Below are 18429 nucleotides of genomic sequence, written 5' to 3' on the forward strand. Positions count from 1 at the left end.
GCCGCCGCTATTCGAGGAAGCTGGAATTCGCTCGAATAGGGCCTTGTATCTCCGGCAGCCACCCGTTATCTAGTGCGCCGCGCCGGCAACGGCCGACCATGACCTCGCGGAGAGGTGGCAGAGTGGTCGAATGCACCGCACTCGAAATGCGGCATACTCGCAAGGGTATCGGGGGTTCGAATCCCTCCCTCTCCGCCATTTAGCTTCCATAATAATCGTTTCCTTTCAAAAGCTTCCTTGTTGCGCTTGACCAGCGCGAAGCGAAACTTATCTTAGACTGTGTAACAAACTGTGTAACATTAGAGAAAGATAATGCGACGTTCCGCAGCGCCAAAGCCGCATAAACGTGAAGGCATCTGGTATCTCGTCCGCAGGGTGCCGAAGGAATTCGCGGCGTTTGATCGCCGCTGCCTAGTACGCATTTCCACGGGCGTCGCCGTGGCTGACGATCCCCGCGGTGTACGGGCGCGAGATGCAGTGCAAAGCCTCGGCGCGGGGCTGGAGGCGTATTGGCGTAGACTGCGGGAAGGCCAATCCGCCGAGGCGGGGCTGCGTTTCGAAGCCGCGAGGAAGCGCGCGCGGTCATTTGGATTGGCCTATCGCTCTAACGAGGAACTAGCAGCGGGGCCGCTCGACGAACTCATGGCCCGTATCAAGCTGCTCCTCGACAAAAAATCGATCGAGGACGCGCAGGACGTCTCGGCCGTCATGGGTGGGGAGAAGCGGCCAGCGGTCCGCCTGAGCGGTCTTATCAAGGAATTCGAGACGATCGAGCAACAGAACTTGCTGACCATGTCGCCTAACCAAATCAAGAAATGGCGTAACCCCAAAAAGCGCGCAGTTGCCAATCTGGTTGGAGTCATTGGCGACAAGGAGATCGCAAGCCTCACTCGGGACGACGCAATCGCGTTCCGCGAGTGGTGGCAAAAGCGGATCGTTGAGGATGGACTTGATATCGGTACGGCCAACAAGGACATCGGCCATGTTTCGAAAATGCTGCGCGTCGTCGATCTGACTCACCAGCTCAAGCTGGAGCCGGTTTTTCGAAACCTGCGTCTTTCCGGCGCCGTCCCCGGGCAACGCGCTGCGTTCACAGCGGAGTTCATTCAGGAGAAGATACTCGCTGAAGGCGCGCTCGACGGACTCAATGACGAAGCCCGCCATCTAATCTATGTGATTGCCGATACCGGACTCAGGCTTTCTGAAGCGGCAAACCTCACCACCGAAACAATCCACCTCGATCAAGAAATCCCGCATGTGCGGGTGCGCCCCAATGGCCGTCGCTTGAAGACCGGTCATTCAGCCCGTGACATTCCCTTGGTTGGCGGCGCACTTGCAGCCATCAAGCTCCATCCGGACGGCTTTCCTCGTTATCGCGACAAGGCCGCGTCACTTTCAGCGCTCGTCAACAAGGTGCTCGCCAGCAAGGAACTTCTGCCGACTTCCGAGCATAGTCTTTATAGCCTGCGACACACTTTCGAGGACCGGCTGACGGCAGTTGAGGCGCCGGAGAAGGTAATTGCTTCTCTGATGGGCCACAAATGGATCCGGCCCAAATACGGCGCGGGACCTTCGTTAGCGCAAAAGCGCGAGTGGCTTCAAAAAATCGCTTTTACCCCGCCCGGGCGAATGTGATTGCGGCGCCATCCAGGCCTTGAGAACCAACCTCACGGCTCCAGCTGTCCGAGCCATTTAGGTTGAGCGTGGCCAGCACGCGCTGCGCTCGCTCGCGATTTCCGAGCTTCCGCCGCATTTGTTCGACCTCGTATTCCAGCCTTTCGAAGGTCGGTATATAGGCATCTCCATGCCGGATGACCAAGTAGGCGGCAACAGCTAGACAGCATTCTAGCTCCGTGGCCGATGGATCGGAAAAAGGGGCGACGCCATACCAAGACGAGCAACGCCTCTCGAGGGCTTCCGAACTAGGCAAACGGCCAGCATGTGGCATGGGATACAAACCTATGCCTGATCGACGAACCTAAAGTGCTCACGAAGCTTGACCGGTACGCGGGCCATCGGAGGGTTCTGCCTAAAACCGCCAAAAATTTTGAAACACCCATTCATCCGGCTCGAATTCAAAGGGATCGGCGATTTTTGGGTTATGGCTTGCAAGCATAGTTCAGCCCAGACAAGAACGCCTGATATCTTGTCGTTCACTGTCACCCTGCCAAATATGGTGCCGGTGACAACGGCAGTTTGGCGAGCAGAAGAATTCCCGAGACTGAGACGTTCTACGGCTTGGCCCATGTTCGCGCTCCTCCTCGATTGGAGACAGGATGGGCCATATGGAAGCGAATAAAAGGAGGTTGGTGACGAGTCTCGGTAGTGGAGTAGAAACGGGTGGAAAAGCTTGCGCTATTCGCCGTCGGCGCCGCTAAGCGCATTTGAGAGAAGGGGCAACGATCGCCAAGAGATGACGTCCGATCGCAAGCCGGCTAGAAATGCGACAGTGACGCGCCTTTTTTGGCACGACCTTAGCACCCGATCGGGCCTCAGCTGGTCGTCGTTGCGCAGCCGATCGGGTGCGATTTTTATAAAGCTCTCTTGGCTTTAGCTTTGAGAGCCCGTCATCGAGACAAATGCAAGGGAACGGTCCCGCCCCCTGGGGACATTCGACATGCCGTGGCAGCTTCCTATGGTGAGCCAGCGCATTCCGATACACGTTTTCCGCGCTCTACCGTTGCTCCAGCACCTGTGCTGAGGCTGAGCGCTTGATCAGGACCCGACCGCTGCTGTTGCGGGATGGTGACTGGGTTGAGGTCGCGAAAACCTTGACCGCGGGTACGTTGTTCATCCAGATGAGCGCTGAGCCGAGAAGCAGCCAAGAACGCTTCCCGTAATCGAATCCTACGGGAACCGCGAAACCAGCGTCCAAGGGACGCAATTCTCCGACGTCGTTCACTCAAGCTCATCTCGCAACTTGAACGCTTGTATGAAGCCGCTGCATGTGCGCCGGTGGACCGGATTGCTGCTATCCAAACCACGTGCTCAGTTTCGCCCCCGTAATAACTCTACCGTCCGAAACGGCTTTCGCGCGTCAGGTCCACCCCACATGAAAGTTCCGCGAGCAGCACGGACGGAGAGGCCGGTCACAACTCCTTCGCGTGCTCTTTTACTACCGAATCAAGTGCCAAATGGAGAGGCACTGCCTTAGAGAACAGGAAGCCCTGCGCGGTTCTGCAGCCAAGCTTGTACAGAGTTTGCCGATCTGCCTCTGTTTCAACGCCCTCGGCCATGACCTCGATCCCGAGCGTCCTACCAAGGTCAATCACCGCTTTGACAAGCAGCCGATTCTCCCGGGACTTGGCTAAGCCGCGAATGAAGCCCTGATCTATTTTCACTTTCCTGATCCGACTGTCCTTGAGCGATGCCAACGTCGAAAAACCGGTGCCGAAGTCCTCGAGCGCGATAGAAATGCCAGCATGTGAAAGCTGGCCGAGCTTTTCATCCACTCTGTCCGGATCCACTGGGGCTTCTTCGGTAATCTCGATGTCGAACATCGTTGCAGGGAGGTCTTTTGCCGCCAGACCATTAAGAATCATCTCGTCAATATCGCCAGCTTCCAACTCGCGCGGTGAAACATTCATCGCCACACGAACATCACGACGGTCAGCTTTGACCAAGCCCTCGATAAGAGCGCAACAGTCGGCGAATACCGTTTGAGTTAGCAGCTGAAGCATTCCAGTTTCGCGTGCCGCTGTCATGATCTCGGGCGGAGAAATGGGACCGTGAAGCGGGTGAGACCATCTTAGCAAGGCTTCAAAACCGACGACGCTTCAGTTTCGAGTCTTACGATTGGCTGAAACCAAGCGACCAAGCTTCTCATCGTTATCGCCGAATGAAGATCGCGTTCGATTGACTGGCGGCGTTGCAGTTCCCGGGCTAGCTCGGCACCGAACAGACAAAATTCATTCCTGCCGCGGCGCTTAGCTGTGTAAAGGGCGATGTCGGCCCGCAACAACATTTCCGTCAGTCCGGGGTTTTCAGCCAAGTAGATTCCTATAGACGCTCCAATGCGGACGGATGCGATCCCAGGATAGGGGCGAGCAAGCTTGGCTATGAGATTGGACGCGAGATTGGTGGGAGAAGGAGAATTCTTTCGCGAAGAAAAAACCAGCACGAATTCATCCCCACCGATGCGGGCGAGCGTTGAGCCCTCCGGTGCTTCTTCCTCTATTCGGCGGGCGATCCTGGCAAGCAGCTCGTCACCCGTTCTGTGACCGTAGGTACCGTTGACAGATTTGAACCCGTCCAGATCAATCAGCATGGCCACAAAGGGTCCATCGGTGTTCTCAAACTGATCGATTGCATGTTCGAGGCCCCGCCTGTTGAGGAGCGCGGTAAGATGGTCCTCCCTGGAATTGCGCTCCATTTCCGCGGCAAGCCGCTCGGCTTGATGTCTCAGGCGGCTCGCGTCACGGAAGCGCGCTTGTCCAACGAACGAGGATCGAACCAGGCCGCCCTCGAAAAGCAGGACGGCAAAAGCCAGAATGTAGTTTTCCGGGGCTCCCTTCGTCAGCAAACATGCGGCGGCAATGAGGAGTGGCGGTGTGATGAAGCATATCGCTGCCGCAGCATATGAGCTGCCGTACGTGACCGCGCCAGCTGAAATGCCCGCCAGAATTATTAGATGCAGCGATGCTTGAGACGTCGTGTATCCAGCCGTTAGGATGGCAAGGAATGACCAGGTGAATCCCGCCAGAAGAGCAAGCCTGCCAAACCAGCGAAGCCGCAGCCAAACCCGTGTCAGATCATCCTGGACTCCGGGTTCCTTCAGCTGATGACGGGCGAGTGCAAGGCGGGCGGCATTTATCGCATTAACGACCGAAAACCAGGCCGCGCCAGCAAGACCGTTCCCGGAAAGGGCCTGCACGGTCAAAATCAGCCCGGACAGCACAATGCTTATCGGCATTGAGACGAAAAGGCCTGCCCTCAGATCAGCGAGCTGGTCCTGAAGGATTCTCGCCTCCAGCGGATCTTCTTTTCCAAGGCTGGACGGGTCAGCTTGCTTACTCCTGCTTGTCCGCAGCCTATGCAGCCCCCCTGAAGGACGGGTTAATTCTTCAATCGGAGATCAGCGTCGGGGAGCAGGATTACTCCGGTGCATCATGCACTCTCTCCCATCGCTCGCCCAGCACGCGCAAAAATGCGACTGCTGGTGCAGTATCACCGCTGGAGCTCCGCCGATATCCCATGCCGGACAAGGGGAACATGTTGGGCAAAGCGAAGCCCCAGATGCCTTGCAAGCCGTGCCGCCAGGTGGTCTCTGGAGTAGAGTCCAATCAATATGTTCGTTGCATGGTAGAGCGGCGCCGCCGACAGGCGCAGCCGCCTTTCGTATATATGCAGCATGTCGGGGTCGCCAACATTGCGGCCGTCGCGGCACGCAGTCATGATTCCACGGGCGAGTTGCTTCTGGCTGCTGAGACCGATGTTGAATCCGTGAGCGGTCACCGGGTGCATGCCGATGGCAGCGTCGCCGATGAGTGCGGCGCTCGGCGCCCGGAATTTGTGCGCCCAGGTCGTGACCAGCGGATAGGTGTGGCGCTTGCTTGCCAAGGTCATTTTTCCAAGGCGCCCTCGACACCGTTTCGTCAACTCCGACAGGAACAAATCATCATCGAAGGCAAGCAGTCTATAGGCCTCGTTTGAGCGCAATGTGAGCAGCAGCGACGACATGCCCTCCGCGAGGGGCAACATCGCTATCGTCTGATGGTGATCGAACCATTCGATGGCGATCTGGTGGTGGGCGCGCTCGTGCCTCACTCGGCAAATCAGCATCGAGTGGCCAAGCCGGTTGATATCGGCGCCGATGCCTAGCAGATCACGCGTGGCGGACAAACGCGAATCCGCGGCAACAACCAGCCGAGCAGTTAAACGCGCGCCATTAGAGAGCGTTACGACTGCTCCTTCTTGGCTGTTTGTTGCATCGACGACCGAGTGGCCGCACAACAGCCGGGCGCGATCCTGCAAGCGGACGATTTTGAACAGCGCCTCGCGGATCCGGCAATTTGGAACCAAAACCCCCAGCGGTTCTCCAGAGTTGCTGGGAGGATCGAAACGAAGAGCGAATGCGCTCGAGCCGTTGAGCACGCGCGCGCCTTGAAGTGCTGATTTGTCCGAAGCCGGGATGACATCCCAGGCGCCGAGCTCGCGAAGGGTTCTGATCGAAGCGTTGGTCAGCGCGATTTCGCGACCATCGAAAGCCGGATTCGCCAGACTATCGAATGTGTTCTGTTCAACAACTGCCACCTTGAGTTCGCTTTGGGCAAGCGACGCAGCGAACGAAAGGCCGACCGGGCCGGCTCCAACGACAACGATGTCAAAATTATCGTCAGAGCCCATCAGCGTGCCGCCATCCGGTCGCCTATCCTCGTGTAACGGTGGAACTGAGCCGAGTGACATGAGCTCCGTGGCCGCCGCATTGCCTAAAGGCGCTGGGCCGGGAGATTCGCATCGATCGGCAACGAAGCACTCAAAGCGCTCAGAGGTGGATGCGGCTAACCGATCCCGCCCTTTGGCCGCGCAGCCGCGCAGATCGCCGCCAGCAAGCGAGACACTCGCGACGCTGGTCAGCCACGGCCGCGCCGCATCGATCGCCACATTCCACCTGGAACCCTTGCGCATACTACTCACGCTCCACGACGTCGAAGCGGGCTCTCTTGCGAGGGTATCGAACGTAGCGCTCTCTCTCGTCATCCCAGCCAAGGTAGCGGAAACTTTTATCCACGACCGCGCATATCTCATCAAGAACCTGCTGCATGGCTTCGATGTCGATGTCCTTGCAATTCAGTCGCCGATAGAGCAAAGCCCACGCGGCGACATAGTCGTCGAAATAGCGCGCGTCACTCGAACCAATGATCAACTTCGGACGGTTGATCGATCTCGAAAACGCACGTCCCAACCCCGATGATGCTCCGCAGCACGTTGACATCACGAGGATCTTCGGCGCTGGATGCGAGCCCTGGAACATTTCTACGAAGTCAGCCCAAAGAAGGCCACTTTCGACGCACACAACCCATCAAAGGCGAAAGCTGTTGATCGGCCCCCGTGTCCGCGCAGCCACGCGGATGGTCAGCCAGCAAGCGAGATACACACGACGCCGGTCAGCTAATGGCTGCGCCGTAAGCACAAGGCATGGCCGACCACACGACAGAAAACCCAGAACCGTGAAGGTGCTGATAATGACGACCAATCTTTCCGTAAGTCATGCATTTCTCCGTCGAAGACTGGTCAATAGAACACACCGATGAGTATGACCCTGATCTGGATCAGCCAGACATGACCAATCGGCACTGGCGGTTCACGGTCAGGTGATCGACCGTGACGTTCCACTTTGGAACCCGTGCGCACATGGCCAAGCTCTCGTCCGGCCACGCGAGGTACTCTCGTGGCATCAGCCGCCTCATACTGGGTGCAATGGGAGGCAGTCCTTCGCACGACAGAGGCTTTTCACAAATGTAGTGTGCAGCTTAGGTCAAGATGGTCATGGAGCATGGAGCATGGAGCATGGACAGCTTGTTCCCGACCGAGCCGGCTCGACTGACGAGCGCGATCCGCGCATCTTATGCACAGCGGATTGAAATCAGCGTTCCGGTTTGTCGTCCCGATCAATTAGTATCCGCTCGGCGGCTCCGTCGAGATCTTCGTATTGACCGCTTCGCAATGCCCAGACGAAGCCGGACACACCCAGTGCACCCAGAAAAAGGGCCACTGGTATGAGATAGAGCAACGTCGTCACGAGGATTATGCCGAATAGCTGACTGCGGAGCGTCCGACTTTTTGAATAACTTGCAGCGTCGCATTCGCCCCGAAGCCGTGCAAGCGCAATGCGTTTCCAATAACAAGCACCGATGAGGCAGACATGGCAATCGCCGCTAACAAAGGCGTGGCGTGCCCGAGGATGGCGATTGGTACTGCCACCGCATTGTAGACGATCGCAATCGCGATGTTCTGGCGGATCAGGTGTCCCGCCTTGCGCGAGACGTCCAGCGCGAGAGGCACTGCCAGAAGGCTTTCGCGCAGGAATACGAAGTCGGCGGCATTGCGGCCAATGTCGGCGGCGGTAGCTGGAGCGATCGAGACATGCGCCGCGCTGAGCGCCGGCGTGTCGTTGAGGCCGTCGCCAACCATCAGAACCTTGTGTCCGTCTTTCGCCAGGGTCTCGATGCGCTCGACCTTGCCGGATGGCAGCAGGCACGGAACGAAGTCCTTGACACCCAGCATTTCTGCGACTTCACCGCAGGCACCCGCAGTATCGCCCGACAGCATTTCCACTGACACCCCGGCATGGCTCAATTGCCCGATCGCCGCCTTGGCGTCTGCGCGCAGCGCGTCCTCAAAATCGAAGGTCGCGACAATGAACCCGTCTTTTGTCAGCACGGTTCCGCCATGTTTGCCTTCACCACCGGTCCGGGCTCTCCATCCAGCCCATCCGCGTCGGCCTAGCCGCCAGGTGCTTCCGGCTCCAGTGGCTTCGATTCCAAACCCTGGATGCTCGGTGACGGCATCAAATTTGTACTGCCCGCCGGGATGGGCAAAACCGGCTATGGCCTTTGAAAAAGGATGGCGGGAATGCGTAGCCATGTCTCCCGCGACTGCCAGCATGGCCGGATCGATCGACGATGCATTGACCAGCCGGGGCTGGCCGAGCGTGAGCGTTCCGGTCTTGTCGAACACCGCTGTATCAATCGTCGCCAGGCGCTCCATGGCAGAACCGTCCTTTACCATGATGCCGTTCTCAAACAGGCGCCGCGCGGCGACCACCTGAACGATCGGTACGGCGAGGCCGAGCGCGCACGGGCAGGTGATGATCAGAACGGCAATGGCGATGGTTATCGCCCGGTGCCAGTCGCCGGTCACCGCCATCCAGCCAAGGAACGTCGCGAAGGCTGTGAGATGAACCACCGGGGCATAGAGCGCTGAAACGCGATCGGCGATCCGGCGATAATGCGCGCGGCCGCCCTCTGCGGCTTCCATAAGACGAACCATTTCCGCCAGAAACGAATCCTTCGCGGCGGCTGTCGCCTCAATCGTCAGCGGGCCGGTAAGATTGAGCACGCCGGCCTGAACTGCTTCGCCCGGCGCCACGTTTTTCGGCGTGCTTTCGCCTGAGGCCAGCGAGCAGTCGAGATCCGACGTTCCCTGGATGATCTTGCCGTCGACGGGGATCCTCTCACCGGCTGCGATCAACAACCGCATGCCTGGTTCGATCTCGCCGACCGGCAAATAGTCGCGCGCGCCGTCGCTGCGCAGCACCATGGCGCCATGTGCGGCCAACTGGGACAGGCCTTTCACAGCGGTCCGGGCACGTTCGCGCATCACGTGATCCAACGTGCGGCCGATCAACAGGAAGAACAGCAGCGATACCGACGCGTCAAAATAGGCGTGATCGCCATGGTTGATCGTCTCGTAGAGGCTCATGGCGTAGGCGAGCGAAACACCGACCGCGATCGGCACGTCCATATTCATGCGGCCATGGCGCAAAGCATTCCAGGCCGAACGGAAGAAGATGCCGCCGGCGAAGGCGAGGGCAGGAATGGCGATCAGCGCCGAGACCCAGTGAAACAGGTCGCGGGTAGCACCTTCGGCGCCGGACCAGACCGAGACCGAAAGCAGCATGATGTTGCCCGCCGCAAAGCCGGCAACCGCGACCGCGCGGATCAAATCCGATAACGTCCTGTCCTTGTCGCCGACCTCGGAAGGGAAGAGATGCGCCTGGTAGCCTAGCCGCCCAAGCGCGACGACGAACGGTGGGACCTCGTCACCACGCCACCGGACAGAGACCCGTTTCGTCGACAGGTTGACGCGGGCGCTCTCGACGCGATCGAGCTTTCCCAGCGCCGTCTCGATCGTCTGGATGCAGCCTGCGCAATGAACCGTCGGTACTGAAAGATCGGTCTGGTGAAGATCATCGCCAAGCGATCGGCTCGCCAGCCTGATCTCCTGGCTGGACGGCAGGACCGATCCGGTGTTGACCAGATCAAGCGCCATTTCGGCGCCCGGTGCACAACAACTCATTGCAGCGCTCCATTGGAAATCATGATCCGGCGGACGTCGCGATACGGTTTGTCCAGACCGGCGTCGGCGTCGACTTCGACAATCCAGACGCCGTCCTTCGGCATGTGCTGGGCTGCGAATTCCTGGCCCGAGGCGGGTGCGAGGGTGACCGACTTGTCCTCCTTCTCGTACGCGGGATGGCGAAACAGCACCTTGACGCCGTGCAAGGGAACCGGCTTGCCGGCGACGTCGGCGAGGCCATAGCGAACTTCGCCCCATGCGATGGTCAGCTTGCCGGTCCAGCCAAGTGCTGCCTGCGCCCGTCCTTCCTCGGCCTTCTTGTTGAATTGCTGGCTCGCCACATAGGTGTTTTCGACGACGAGGCCAGTCCAGCTTGTGCTGGCGAGCGTTGCCATGGTCAGATTGACTGCGATGACCACGCCGAAAAAGGCCAGGATGATGACCAGCATGTGCCTGCCGGTGAATTCACGAGGCTTTTGTACATTGGCAGTCATCTGAGGGGCTCCGGCGCGTTGAAGGTGGCGGTGTACTCGTTCGACTCAAAGCTGGCTCTGTCCTCGACGCGGAACTTGAAGGTCTGTGCCGGAGCGCGGATCTGGTCCGCCGGCTGGCGAACGAAGACCCTCAGCATTTTCAGGCGGTCGGGTTCGACCGGAATGGCGAAGGAACGGCCTGCGGGGATGTCGTCGCCGACGACGACCATGTCAGCGCCTTCAAGGCCCTGCATGGTTACGACGATCGTCCTCGGCTCGGGGATCATGTTGAGCAGCTTGACGGTATAGCCATTGCGGATGGATCCGTCGGTCAGCGTGACGAACTGGGGATTGCGATCATGCAATACGTTCAGTTCGAGCCGATCGCGCGTCAGCAGCGAATAGAGCAGGCCGAGGCCGATCAGCGACCACAAGCCCATGTAGACGTAGGTGCGCGGCCGAAAGATCTTGCGGATGTGAAAATGCGCCACCTTGTCGGAGAACAGGCCATCAGCGGTCCTGATCAGCGATGGATTGACTGAGCTGGACCCGCCTGCAGTCGCCAGCATCATGTTGGCGTTGTAGTCGGAGAGCGTCGCATAGGCGATCAGCCCACGCTCCTTGCCGAGCTTGTCCATGACGCCGTCACAGGCGTCGATGCAGAGCGCGCAAGTGATGCATTCGAGCTGCTGGCCGTCGCGAATGTCTATCCCCATCGGGCAGACCGCGACACAGGCATTGCAGTCGACGCAGTCGCCCACGGGCTGGCCTGCGGCCAGCACCTTCTTGGCGTGGCGCGAACGCGGTTCGCCGCGCCAGTCATTGTAGGTGACAGTGAGGGAATTTTCATCGAGCATGGCCGCCTGGATGCGGGGCCACGGGCACATATAGGTGCAGACCTGTTCGCGCATCAGACCGCCGAACGTGTAGGTGGTAGCCGTCAGGACGGCGACAGTGATGTAGGCGACGGGCGCCGCAGTGCCGGTGAAGAGCTCGCCGAGCAGCGTCGGTGCATCGGCAAAGTAGAAGATCCAGGCGCCGCCAGTCGCCGCCCCTATGACCAGCCAGATGGTGTGCTTGGACACACGCAGCATGAGCTTGCGCGCGGTCCAGGGACCTGCGTCAAGTTTCATGCGGGCGTTGCGGTCCCCCTCGATCGCACGTTCGACGACGAGGAACAGATCGACCCACACCGTCTGAGGGCATGCATAGCCGCACCAGGCACGGCCGACAGTCGAGGTGATCAGGAAAAGACCGACGCCCGCCATGACCAGGAGGCCGGCCACATAGAAGAATTCCTGGGGCCATATCTCGATGAAGAAGAAGTAGAAGCGCCGGTTCGCGAGATCGAGCAGGACTGCCTGGTCCGGGGCAAATGGACCGCGAGCCCAAGGCAGCCACGCAGCCAGGTAGTAGATGCCAAGTGTGATCGTCATCACCAGCCATTTGAAGCGACGAAAGTTGCCCGAGGCGCGCTTCGGAAAGATCTTTTGACGCGCGGCATAAAGCGGCTTGCGGGTTTTGGCGGAATTGACAGTTTCTGTTTCGAGCCGTGTCAACTGCGTCTTATCACGCATGTGCAACTCCACTTTCCCAGCCAATGTCAGGGGCACCTGTCGTAAAGCCTCGCGGTAGGATAGCCTTGCCGGGTTGTGCAGATCGCATTAGGGATGGTGTCGAGGCCCGGCTCACGCCGGGCCTCGTCCGCTTGGCAGGGGGGACCGAAGAATAGGACTTCCATTCCTATTCTCCGCCGCCAAGCGAATGGACATAAACTGCAAGTTCCTTGACCTTGATCTCGCCGAGACGGCCAACCCAGGCCGGCATGACGCCCTGTTTTGGCGCACGGACCTGTGCGGCGATGGCTGTCTCACCGGATCCATAGAGCCAGATCGCATCGGTCAGGTCGGGGGCGCCGAATTCCCTGTTGCCTTTTGCATTGTCGCCGTGACAGGCGACGCAGTTCTCGGCAAAGACCTTGGCGCCGGGTTGGATCAGACTTGCATCGCGGACCTTGCCGGAAAGGCTGGCCACGTAGGCGCTGACTTGTGCGATCTGGTCGGCGGTAATGATGTCGCCGAAGGCCGGCATTTCCGACAGGCGCGTGTCCGGATCGGATGCGAAGCGGATGCCGTGCGTAATCGTCTGCTGGATCTGCTCGGCCTTGCCGCCCCATAGCCAGTCGTCGTCGTTGAGATTGGGAAAGCCCTTGGAACCTTGGGCGCCGGAGCCGTGACATTGTACGCAATTGACCTTGAAAGCGGCGCCACCGGCGGCGATTGCGAATTCGCGCAGGCCGTCGTCCGCGGAGATCTCCGAGACGCTCTTGGACTCCACCGCCGAGATATATTTGCCCTTGGCGGCCTCAGCCGCAGTCAGCTCGTTCCTGACCTCGTTGCGGCTGGAATAGCCGAGCACACCCTTCGTCGCCGAGTGCAACAGAGGCCATGCTGGATAGGCGATGGTGTAGCCTATCGCCCAGACAATGGTGACGTAAAAGGTGATAACCCACCATCTGGGAAGCGGGTTGTTCAGCTCCCGGATGCCATCCCATTCGTGGCCGGTGGTCGAGACGCCAGAGATTTCATCGATATGCTCGTCGCTCATGATCACTCGTCCTCGAGCGGAATGCGGGCCGCTTCGTCGGCCAGCCTTCGGCTGCCGGGGCGTAGGGCAAAGGCGATGCACCCCACGAAGAACAGCGCCATCGCAACCAGGCCCCAGCTGTCGGCAAACGCCCGCATCAAATTGTAGGTCATCAGCGTTCTCCTCAGCGGTAGCCGGCGGCTTCGTCGTAATTTTTGAAGTCGACCAGTGTGCCAAGCATCTGCAGGTAGGCGAGCAGGGCATCCATTTCGGTGACCTGTTGCGGGTTGCCGTCGAAGTCGCCGATCTTGGCTTTTGGGTAACGCGCCTCAAGGCCTGATGTGTCGGCATTGGGATCGGCCTGCGCCGCCAGATCCGCATTGGCGTGGACGATCATGTCATCGGTGTAAGGGACGGCTACAAGCCTGTTGGCGACCAGATGCGTTGAGAAATCCTTCACGTCGATCGGCGTGTCTTTCAGGAACCCATAGCTCGGCATGATCGATTCCGGCACCACCGAGCGCGGGTCGGTAAGATGCGCGACATGCCATGCATTCGAGTAGCGGTCGCCAACTCTGGCGAGATCCGGCCCGGTGCGCTTCGATCCCCACTGGAAGGGGTGATCGTACATGGACTCGGCAGCTAGGCTGTAGTGGCCATAGCGCTCAACTTCGTCGCGGAACGGCCTGATCATCTGGCTATGACAGAGGTAGCAGCCCTCGCGCATATAGATGTTGCGCCCGACAAGTTCGAGCGGCGAATAGGGGCGCATGCCTTCCACCTTCTCGATCGTATTGTCGAGATAGAAGAGAGGCGCGATCTCGACGATGCCGCCGACCGTCACCACGAGCAGCGAGCCAACGAGAAGAAGCGTGGCGTTCTTCTCGATGATTGCGTGTTTGTCCATCAAGCCCATTACCTGGCTCCTGATCGCGCAGGTCGGATGGCGACGGGGCTCGGCATCGGCTCCTCCTCGCGCTGGTGGCCGAGGATGGTCCTGGTGATGTTCCAGGCCATGATCAGCGCGCCGGAGAGGTACATGGCCCCACCGATGGCGCGCATGACATAGTAGGGGTGCATGGCGGCGACGGTCTCGGCGAAGGAGTAGACCAGGAAGCCCTGCTCGTCGTATTCGCGCCACATCAGGCCCTGCATGACGCCGGATACCCACATCACCGCGGCGTAGACAACGATACCAAGTGTCGCCAGCCAGAAATGCCAGGTGACCAGCCGCAACGAGTAGAGCCGTTGCCGGTTCCAGAGCTTCGGCACCATGTAGTAGATTGCGCCGAACGAGATCATGCCAACCCAGCCGAGCGCGCCCGAATGGACGTGGCCGATCGTCCAGTCGGTATAATGCGACAGCGAATTGACCGCCCGGATCGCCATGATGGGGCCTTCGAAGGTCGACATGCCATAGAAGGCGACGGCCATCACCATCATGCGTATGATCGGATCGGTGCGCAGCTTGTCCCAGGCGCCGGACAGCGTCATCAGGCCGTTGATCATGCCGCCCCAGGACGGCATCCACAGCATGATCGAGAACACCATGCCGAGCGTCTGCGCCCAATCGGGCAAGGCGGTGTAGTGCAGGTGATGCGGCCCGGCCCAGATGTAGAGAAAGATGATCGCCCAGAAATGGACGATCGACAGCCGGTACGAATAGACTGGCCGGTTCGCCTGCTTGGGCACGAAATAATACATCATGCCGAGGAAGCCGGCGGTGAGAAAGAAGCCGACCGCGTTGTGGCCGTACCACCATTGCGTCAAGGCGTCCTGGACCCCTGAAAAGGCGGAGTAGCTCTTGGAGCCCAGGAACGAGACTGGTATGGACAGGTTGTTGACCACATGCAGCATCGCGATGGTGACGATGAACGACAGGTAGAACCAGTTGGCCACGTAGATATGCGGTTCCTTGCGCTTCAGGATCGTGCCAAGGAACAGAATGAGGTAGGCGACCCAGACGATGGTCAGCCAGACATCCACATACCATTCGGGTTCGGCGTACTCGCGGCCCTCGGTGATGCCGAGCAGGTAGCCGGTCGCGGCCATGACGATGAACAGCTGGTAGCCCCAGAAGACGAACCAGGCCAGATCACGGCCGAAGAGGCGGGCGCGGCAGGTGCGCTGCACGACATACAGAGACGTGCAAAGCAGCGCGTTGCCGCCGAAGGCGAAGACGACACCGGATGTGTGCAACGGCCGCAAACGACCGAAATTGAACCAGGGCTGGATGTTGAGATCGGGGTAGGCGAGCTGCAGCGCGATCACCACGCCGACCAGCATGCCGACGACACCCCAGAACACGGTGGCGATCGCGCCGTAGCGGATCGGACCATCCATGTAAGCGGATGGGTCAATCGGAGCTGCTGGCTTGAACTCCGTGTTGCGCAACAGGATCGCAGTGAAACCAGCCACTGCGAAGAACAACACCCACATGTGTCGGCGGAAAGGTTCATCCACGCCGAAGCCGGCGGCCACCAGGGCCGCAAAAGCGAACACGCTTAGAAGGACGATCTCTGTGCCGAATTTCATTGCAGATCCCGATCTCGAATCTGGTGGATGCCAAATCCGCAGCGCACTAATCGCGCAGCCGCCGCCCCCTCGCCCTGATCTATGTCAGGCCGCAAGATTTTGTGTCGGCGGCGCAATCAGCAGGTGGCGAATGAACGAGGAACGCAGCGCGGGCTCACCCCCCTCATGGAAGGCGTTCCCTGGGTTGGGCGGGCGCAGACGCGATCGCTGAGGCGAAAGCTGAGGCCCTGCGCGCGTTGGATGCTATTGCCGATGCCCTGCCAAACGTTGTTCGGATCCCATTGGAAACGAACGCGATCGTTCCGCCGAGCCGTGGCAGATTAAGGACCATGCTTCGCCGGTATGTGCCGAAACACACCTGGCGATTGGTCACGTTCCTATCAAAGCCCGAAAGCTGTTTGTCTCGACCGTGACGCCGCTTCGTCGAAGGCGCGGCAACATCGCATTAAAAGGCAAACACGGCCCGCCCCGGAGTCATGCGACATGGCCTCGCCGCTTAGGGCCGCTCGCGTCCGCCGCCACAGCGCTTCTCCAGACGGCTTATGCTGTCCACCGTCACATGGCGTGCGTTCTCAATCCGAATCACCCCGTCAGCCCGCAATCGCGTCAGTTGGCGGCTCACGGTCTCGTTGGTGATTCCAAGGAAATCAGACATTTCGACACGCGTCAGCGGCAGATCGAAGGACGCCGACCCGGAAGCCGCATCGAGACTGGAATCGATATTCCGGGCCATCATGAGGAGAAAAGTCGCTACCTTTTCCGGAGCTGTCTTGCGCCCCAGCGTCACCATCCACTCGCGCGCCTCATCGAGTTCATTCAGCGTCTGTTTGAGCAGGCGATGCTCGAATTCCCGTGACGCCTTCATCATCCGTTCGACGGCCGCTCGCGGAAACGAACACAGCGTGACTGCTGTTGCCGCTTCCGCATTGATCGAGCTTTCCACCTTGAAAGGACGTCCCAGAAAATCCGGTGCAAACTGGAGACCGACGATCTGCTGGCGCCCATCCGACAGGCTCTTTGATAGCTTTACAACGCCTGAAAGCACGTTGGAGTAGCTGTCGACGTTCTGTGCCTCGCCGGTCAACTCCATTCCTGACTCGATCCGGCGACGCGAGCAAGTCTTGGCGAGCCCAACCAAATTGTCTGGATCGAGCGCACCGCAGACACCGCGACGCCGTGCCTCGCAAGGGAAGCAAAGAACAGGAATGCCGGAACTATGAATGTCTTGCCGAAAGGTCATGCGTTCGCCTTACCCGATCCTAACTGCCGGCAGGATACCCATCCAGGGTAGAGAAATCCTGCGGCGGTTTGTCCATGAGCGCGGCTGATCGAGATCAGGGTCTGCTTCAGCGATGCGTGCAGTGTTCCGGCGGGCAACACGGTGAACGCGAGATGCAATCGGAAATAGCTGTCAAACTCAGCGAGAACGTCCCACGCTACACCAGCTATCCGACGGCGCCGCATTTCCATTCGGGGATCGATGCTGCCATTTACCGTGGCTGGTTGGAGACGCTGGAAAGCGGCGACGAAATCTCGCTGTACCTGCACATTCCTTACTGCGACAAGCTCTGCTGGTTCTGCGCCTGCCACACCAAGCAGACGCACCAATATGAGCCGGTGGCCGCTTATCTGCGCTCGCTGAATGCCGAAATCGTCACGATTGCCGGTCTGCTGAGCGGCAAGGCACATGTCCGTGCAATCCACTTCGGTGGCGGTTCGCCAACTATTCTGAGGCCCGATGATATGGTTGCTCTTGGAGCGGCCTTGCGGGACAGCTTCGACTTTCTCCCGGATGCTACGGTCAGCATCGAAATCGAAACCAACGACATGGACAAGGCGCGCCTTGATGCACTTGCTCAAATCGGCGTAACCCGGGCGAGCCTCGGCGTGCAGGATTTCGATCCGCAAGTGCAAAAAGCAATTAATCGTGAGCAGAGTTTTTTGCAGACCAAGGCAGTCGTCGACGGGGTTCGTTCGCGGGGCGTCGAATCGGTCAATCTGGACCTGCTCTACGGGCTCCCGAATCAGACACGCGAGACGATCTGTTCCACGGTGGCGCAGGCACTGACCTTGGAGCCAGACCGGATGGCCCTGTTCGGCTACGCACATGTGCCCTGGTTCAAGAAGCATCAGACGATGATCGACGAGGCATGGCTGCCGAGTCCCACTGAGCGTTTCGCCCAATCTCAACTCGCGGCGCGGGCAATTGTCGCCAAGGGATATGAGGCAATAGGACTCGATCATTTCGCGAAGCCCGACGATGCGCTGGCCATAGCGGCCCGCGCAGGGGTTTTGCATCGCAATTTTCAGGGCTACACTGAGGATCGCTGCCCGACACTGATCGGACTTGGCCCTTCGTCCATCGGTCGTTTTCGCCAAGGCTACGTGCAAAACATGGCTTCGACTGCCGGGTACGGGCGCATGGTTGCGGATGGCGGGTTGGCTGCCGTCCGCGGCGTTGCCCTTTCCGACGACGATCGCGTCCGTGGCTGGATCATCGAGCGGCTGATGTGTGATTTTGCCTTCTCGGCAGTCGATCTGGTGGAGCGGTTCGGCAAAGCCGGCGAGCAGCTCCTTCATCGCTCGAGGTCCATCGCACTCCACGATCCTGCCCGAGCGCTTGAATTCGATGGTGACAGTTTCCTCGTACGGACTGAAAGTCGCCCCTTCATTCGAACCATCGCGGCCAAGTTCGATACATATTTCAAAGGGGGAACGGCGAGGCACTCGGTGGCGGTCTGAGCAAAGCACAGTGCGCTCGCCGTTTGGTCGATCGGCGAACCAGCTGCGTTCGTTTTGACCGCTCATAGGCGAC

General features: G+C 59.4%; 16 protein-coding genes and 1 tRNA gene. 3 read left to right on the top strand and 14 right to left on the bottom strand.

The window, feature by feature from the left end; genetic code table 11:
* Positions 1-108 precede the first annotated feature (108 nt).
* A tRNA-Ser gene (locus EN862_RS19295) sits at positions 109-198 on the top strand.
* A 114-nt stretch (positions 199-312) separates the two neighbouring features.
* Positions 313-1635 (top strand): integrase, encoded by a 1323-nt coding sequence (locus EN862_RS19300; RefSeq protein WP_126057794.1) that lies wholly within the window; start codon positions 313-315, stop codon positions 1633-1635.
* Between the two features lie 324 nt (positions 1636-1959).
* On the opposite strand, the gene EN862_RS36590 is transcribed toward EN862_RS19300, so the two are convergent.
* The 14 genes from EN862_RS36590 to EN862_RS19365 form a co-directional block, all read right to left on the bottom strand.
* On the bottom strand, positions 1960-2247 hold the full coding sequence (locus tag EN862_RS36590) for a hypothetical protein (protein ID WP_127421407.1): 288 nt from the start codon (positions 2245-2247) through the stop codon (positions 1960-1962).
* An 842-nt stretch (positions 2248-3089) separates the two neighbouring features.
* The gene (locus EN862_RS36865; protein ID WP_245454739.1) at positions 3090-3755 is read right to left on the bottom strand and encodes an EAL domain-containing protein; all 666 of its coding nucleotides are present in this window, start codon (positions 3753-3755) and stop codon (positions 3090-3092) included.
* Positions 3749-4912, bottom strand: a complete 1164-nt coding sequence (locus EN862_RS36870) for a GGDEF domain-containing protein (protein ID WP_245455339.1) — start codon at positions 4910-4912, stop codon at positions 3749-3751. The genes EN862_RS36865 and EN862_RS36870 overlap by 7 nt, the downstream gene beginning before the upstream one ends.
* 254 nt (positions 4913-5166) lie before the next feature.
* Positions 5167-6348: a 5-demethoxyubiquinol-8 5-hydroxylase UbiM gene (gene ubiM / locus EN862_RS19315; protein ID WP_185928959.1), complete on the bottom strand. Its 1182-nt coding sequence runs from the start codon at positions 6346-6348 to the stop codon at positions 5167-5169.
* Between the two features lie 280 nt (positions 6349-6628).
* Positions 6629-6904: a hypothetical protein gene (locus tag EN862_RS19320; protein ID WP_126063931.1), complete on the bottom strand. Its 276-nt coding sequence runs from the start codon at positions 6902-6904 to the stop codon at positions 6629-6631.
* Positions 6905-7585: 681 nt separating this feature from the next.
* Positions 7586-7741: a cbb3-type cytochrome oxidase assembly protein CcoS gene (ccoS, locus tag EN862_RS19325; RefSeq protein ID WP_081714250.1), complete on the bottom strand. Its 156-nt coding sequence runs from the start codon at positions 7739-7741 to the stop codon at positions 7586-7588.
* 5 nt (positions 7742-7746) lie between these two features.
* Positions 7747-10020, bottom strand: a complete 2274-nt coding sequence (locus tag EN862_RS19330; RefSeq protein WP_126059322.1) for a cation-translocating P-type ATPase — start codon at positions 10018-10020, stop codon at positions 7747-7749.
* A complete protein-coding gene (locus EN862_RS19335; RefSeq protein ID WP_126057792.1) occupies positions 10017-10514 on the bottom strand; it encodes a FixH family protein in 498 nt (165 codons plus the stop codon). Before EN862_RS19335 ends, EN862_RS19330 begins: the two co-directional genes overlap by 4 nt.
* Positions 10511-12070 (bottom strand): cytochrome c oxidase accessory protein CcoG, encoded by a 1560-nt coding sequence (gene ccoG, locus EN862_RS19340; protein WP_126057791.1) that lies wholly within the window; start codon positions 12068-12070, stop codon positions 10511-10513. The genes EN862_RS19335 and ccoG overlap by 4 nt, the downstream gene beginning before the upstream one ends.
* Positions 12071-12236: 166 nt before the next feature.
* Positions 12237-13100 carry a cytochrome-c oxidase, cbb3-type subunit III gene (ccoP, locus tag EN862_RS19345; protein ID WP_126057790.1) on the bottom strand — a complete coding sequence of 288 codons (864 nt, stop codon included), beginning with the start codon at positions 13098-13100 and terminating at the stop codon, positions 12237-12239.
* A gap of 2 nt (positions 13101-13102) precedes the next feature.
* Positions 13103-13252 carry a cbb3-type cytochrome c oxidase subunit 3 gene (locus tag EN862_RS19350; protein ID WP_024502864.1) on the bottom strand — a complete coding sequence of 50 codons (150 nt, stop codon included), beginning with the start codon at positions 13250-13252 and terminating at the stop codon, positions 13103-13105.
* A gap of 11 nt (positions 13253-13263) precedes the next feature.
* Complete coding sequence (gene ccoO / locus EN862_RS19355) at positions 13264-13995, bottom strand: cytochrome-c oxidase, cbb3-type subunit II (protein ID WP_126057789.1); 732 nt, start codon at positions 13993-13995, stop codon at positions 13264-13266.
* Positions 13995-15614 carry a cytochrome-c oxidase, cbb3-type subunit I gene (gene ccoN, locus EN862_RS19360; RefSeq protein WP_126057788.1) on the bottom strand — a complete coding sequence of 540 codons (1620 nt, stop codon included), beginning with the start codon at positions 15612-15614 and terminating at the stop codon, positions 13995-13997. Before ccoN ends, ccoO begins: the two co-directional genes overlap by 1 nt.
* A gap of 496 nt (positions 15615-16110) precedes the next feature.
* Complete coding sequence (locus EN862_RS19365; RefSeq protein ID WP_126057787.1) at positions 16111-16854, bottom strand: Crp/Fnr family transcriptional regulator; 744 nt, start codon at positions 16852-16854, stop codon at positions 16111-16113.
* A 152-nt stretch (positions 16855-17006) separates the two neighbouring features.
* Between EN862_RS19365 and hemN the strand changes: the two genes are divergently transcribed.
* On the top strand, positions 17007-18356 hold the full coding sequence (gene hemN / locus EN862_RS19370) for an oxygen-independent coproporphyrinogen III oxidase (RefSeq protein WP_126059321.1): 1350 nt from the start codon (positions 17007-17009) through the stop codon (positions 18354-18356).
* Positions 18357-18429 lie beyond the last annotated feature (73 nt).

Origin of the sequence: Mesorhizobium sp. M2E.F.Ca.ET.219.01.1.1, from assembly GCF_004016445.2 — a bacterium.
Classification (GTDB): Bacteria; Pseudomonadota; Alphaproteobacteria; order Rhizobiales; family Rhizobiaceae; genus Mesorhizobium.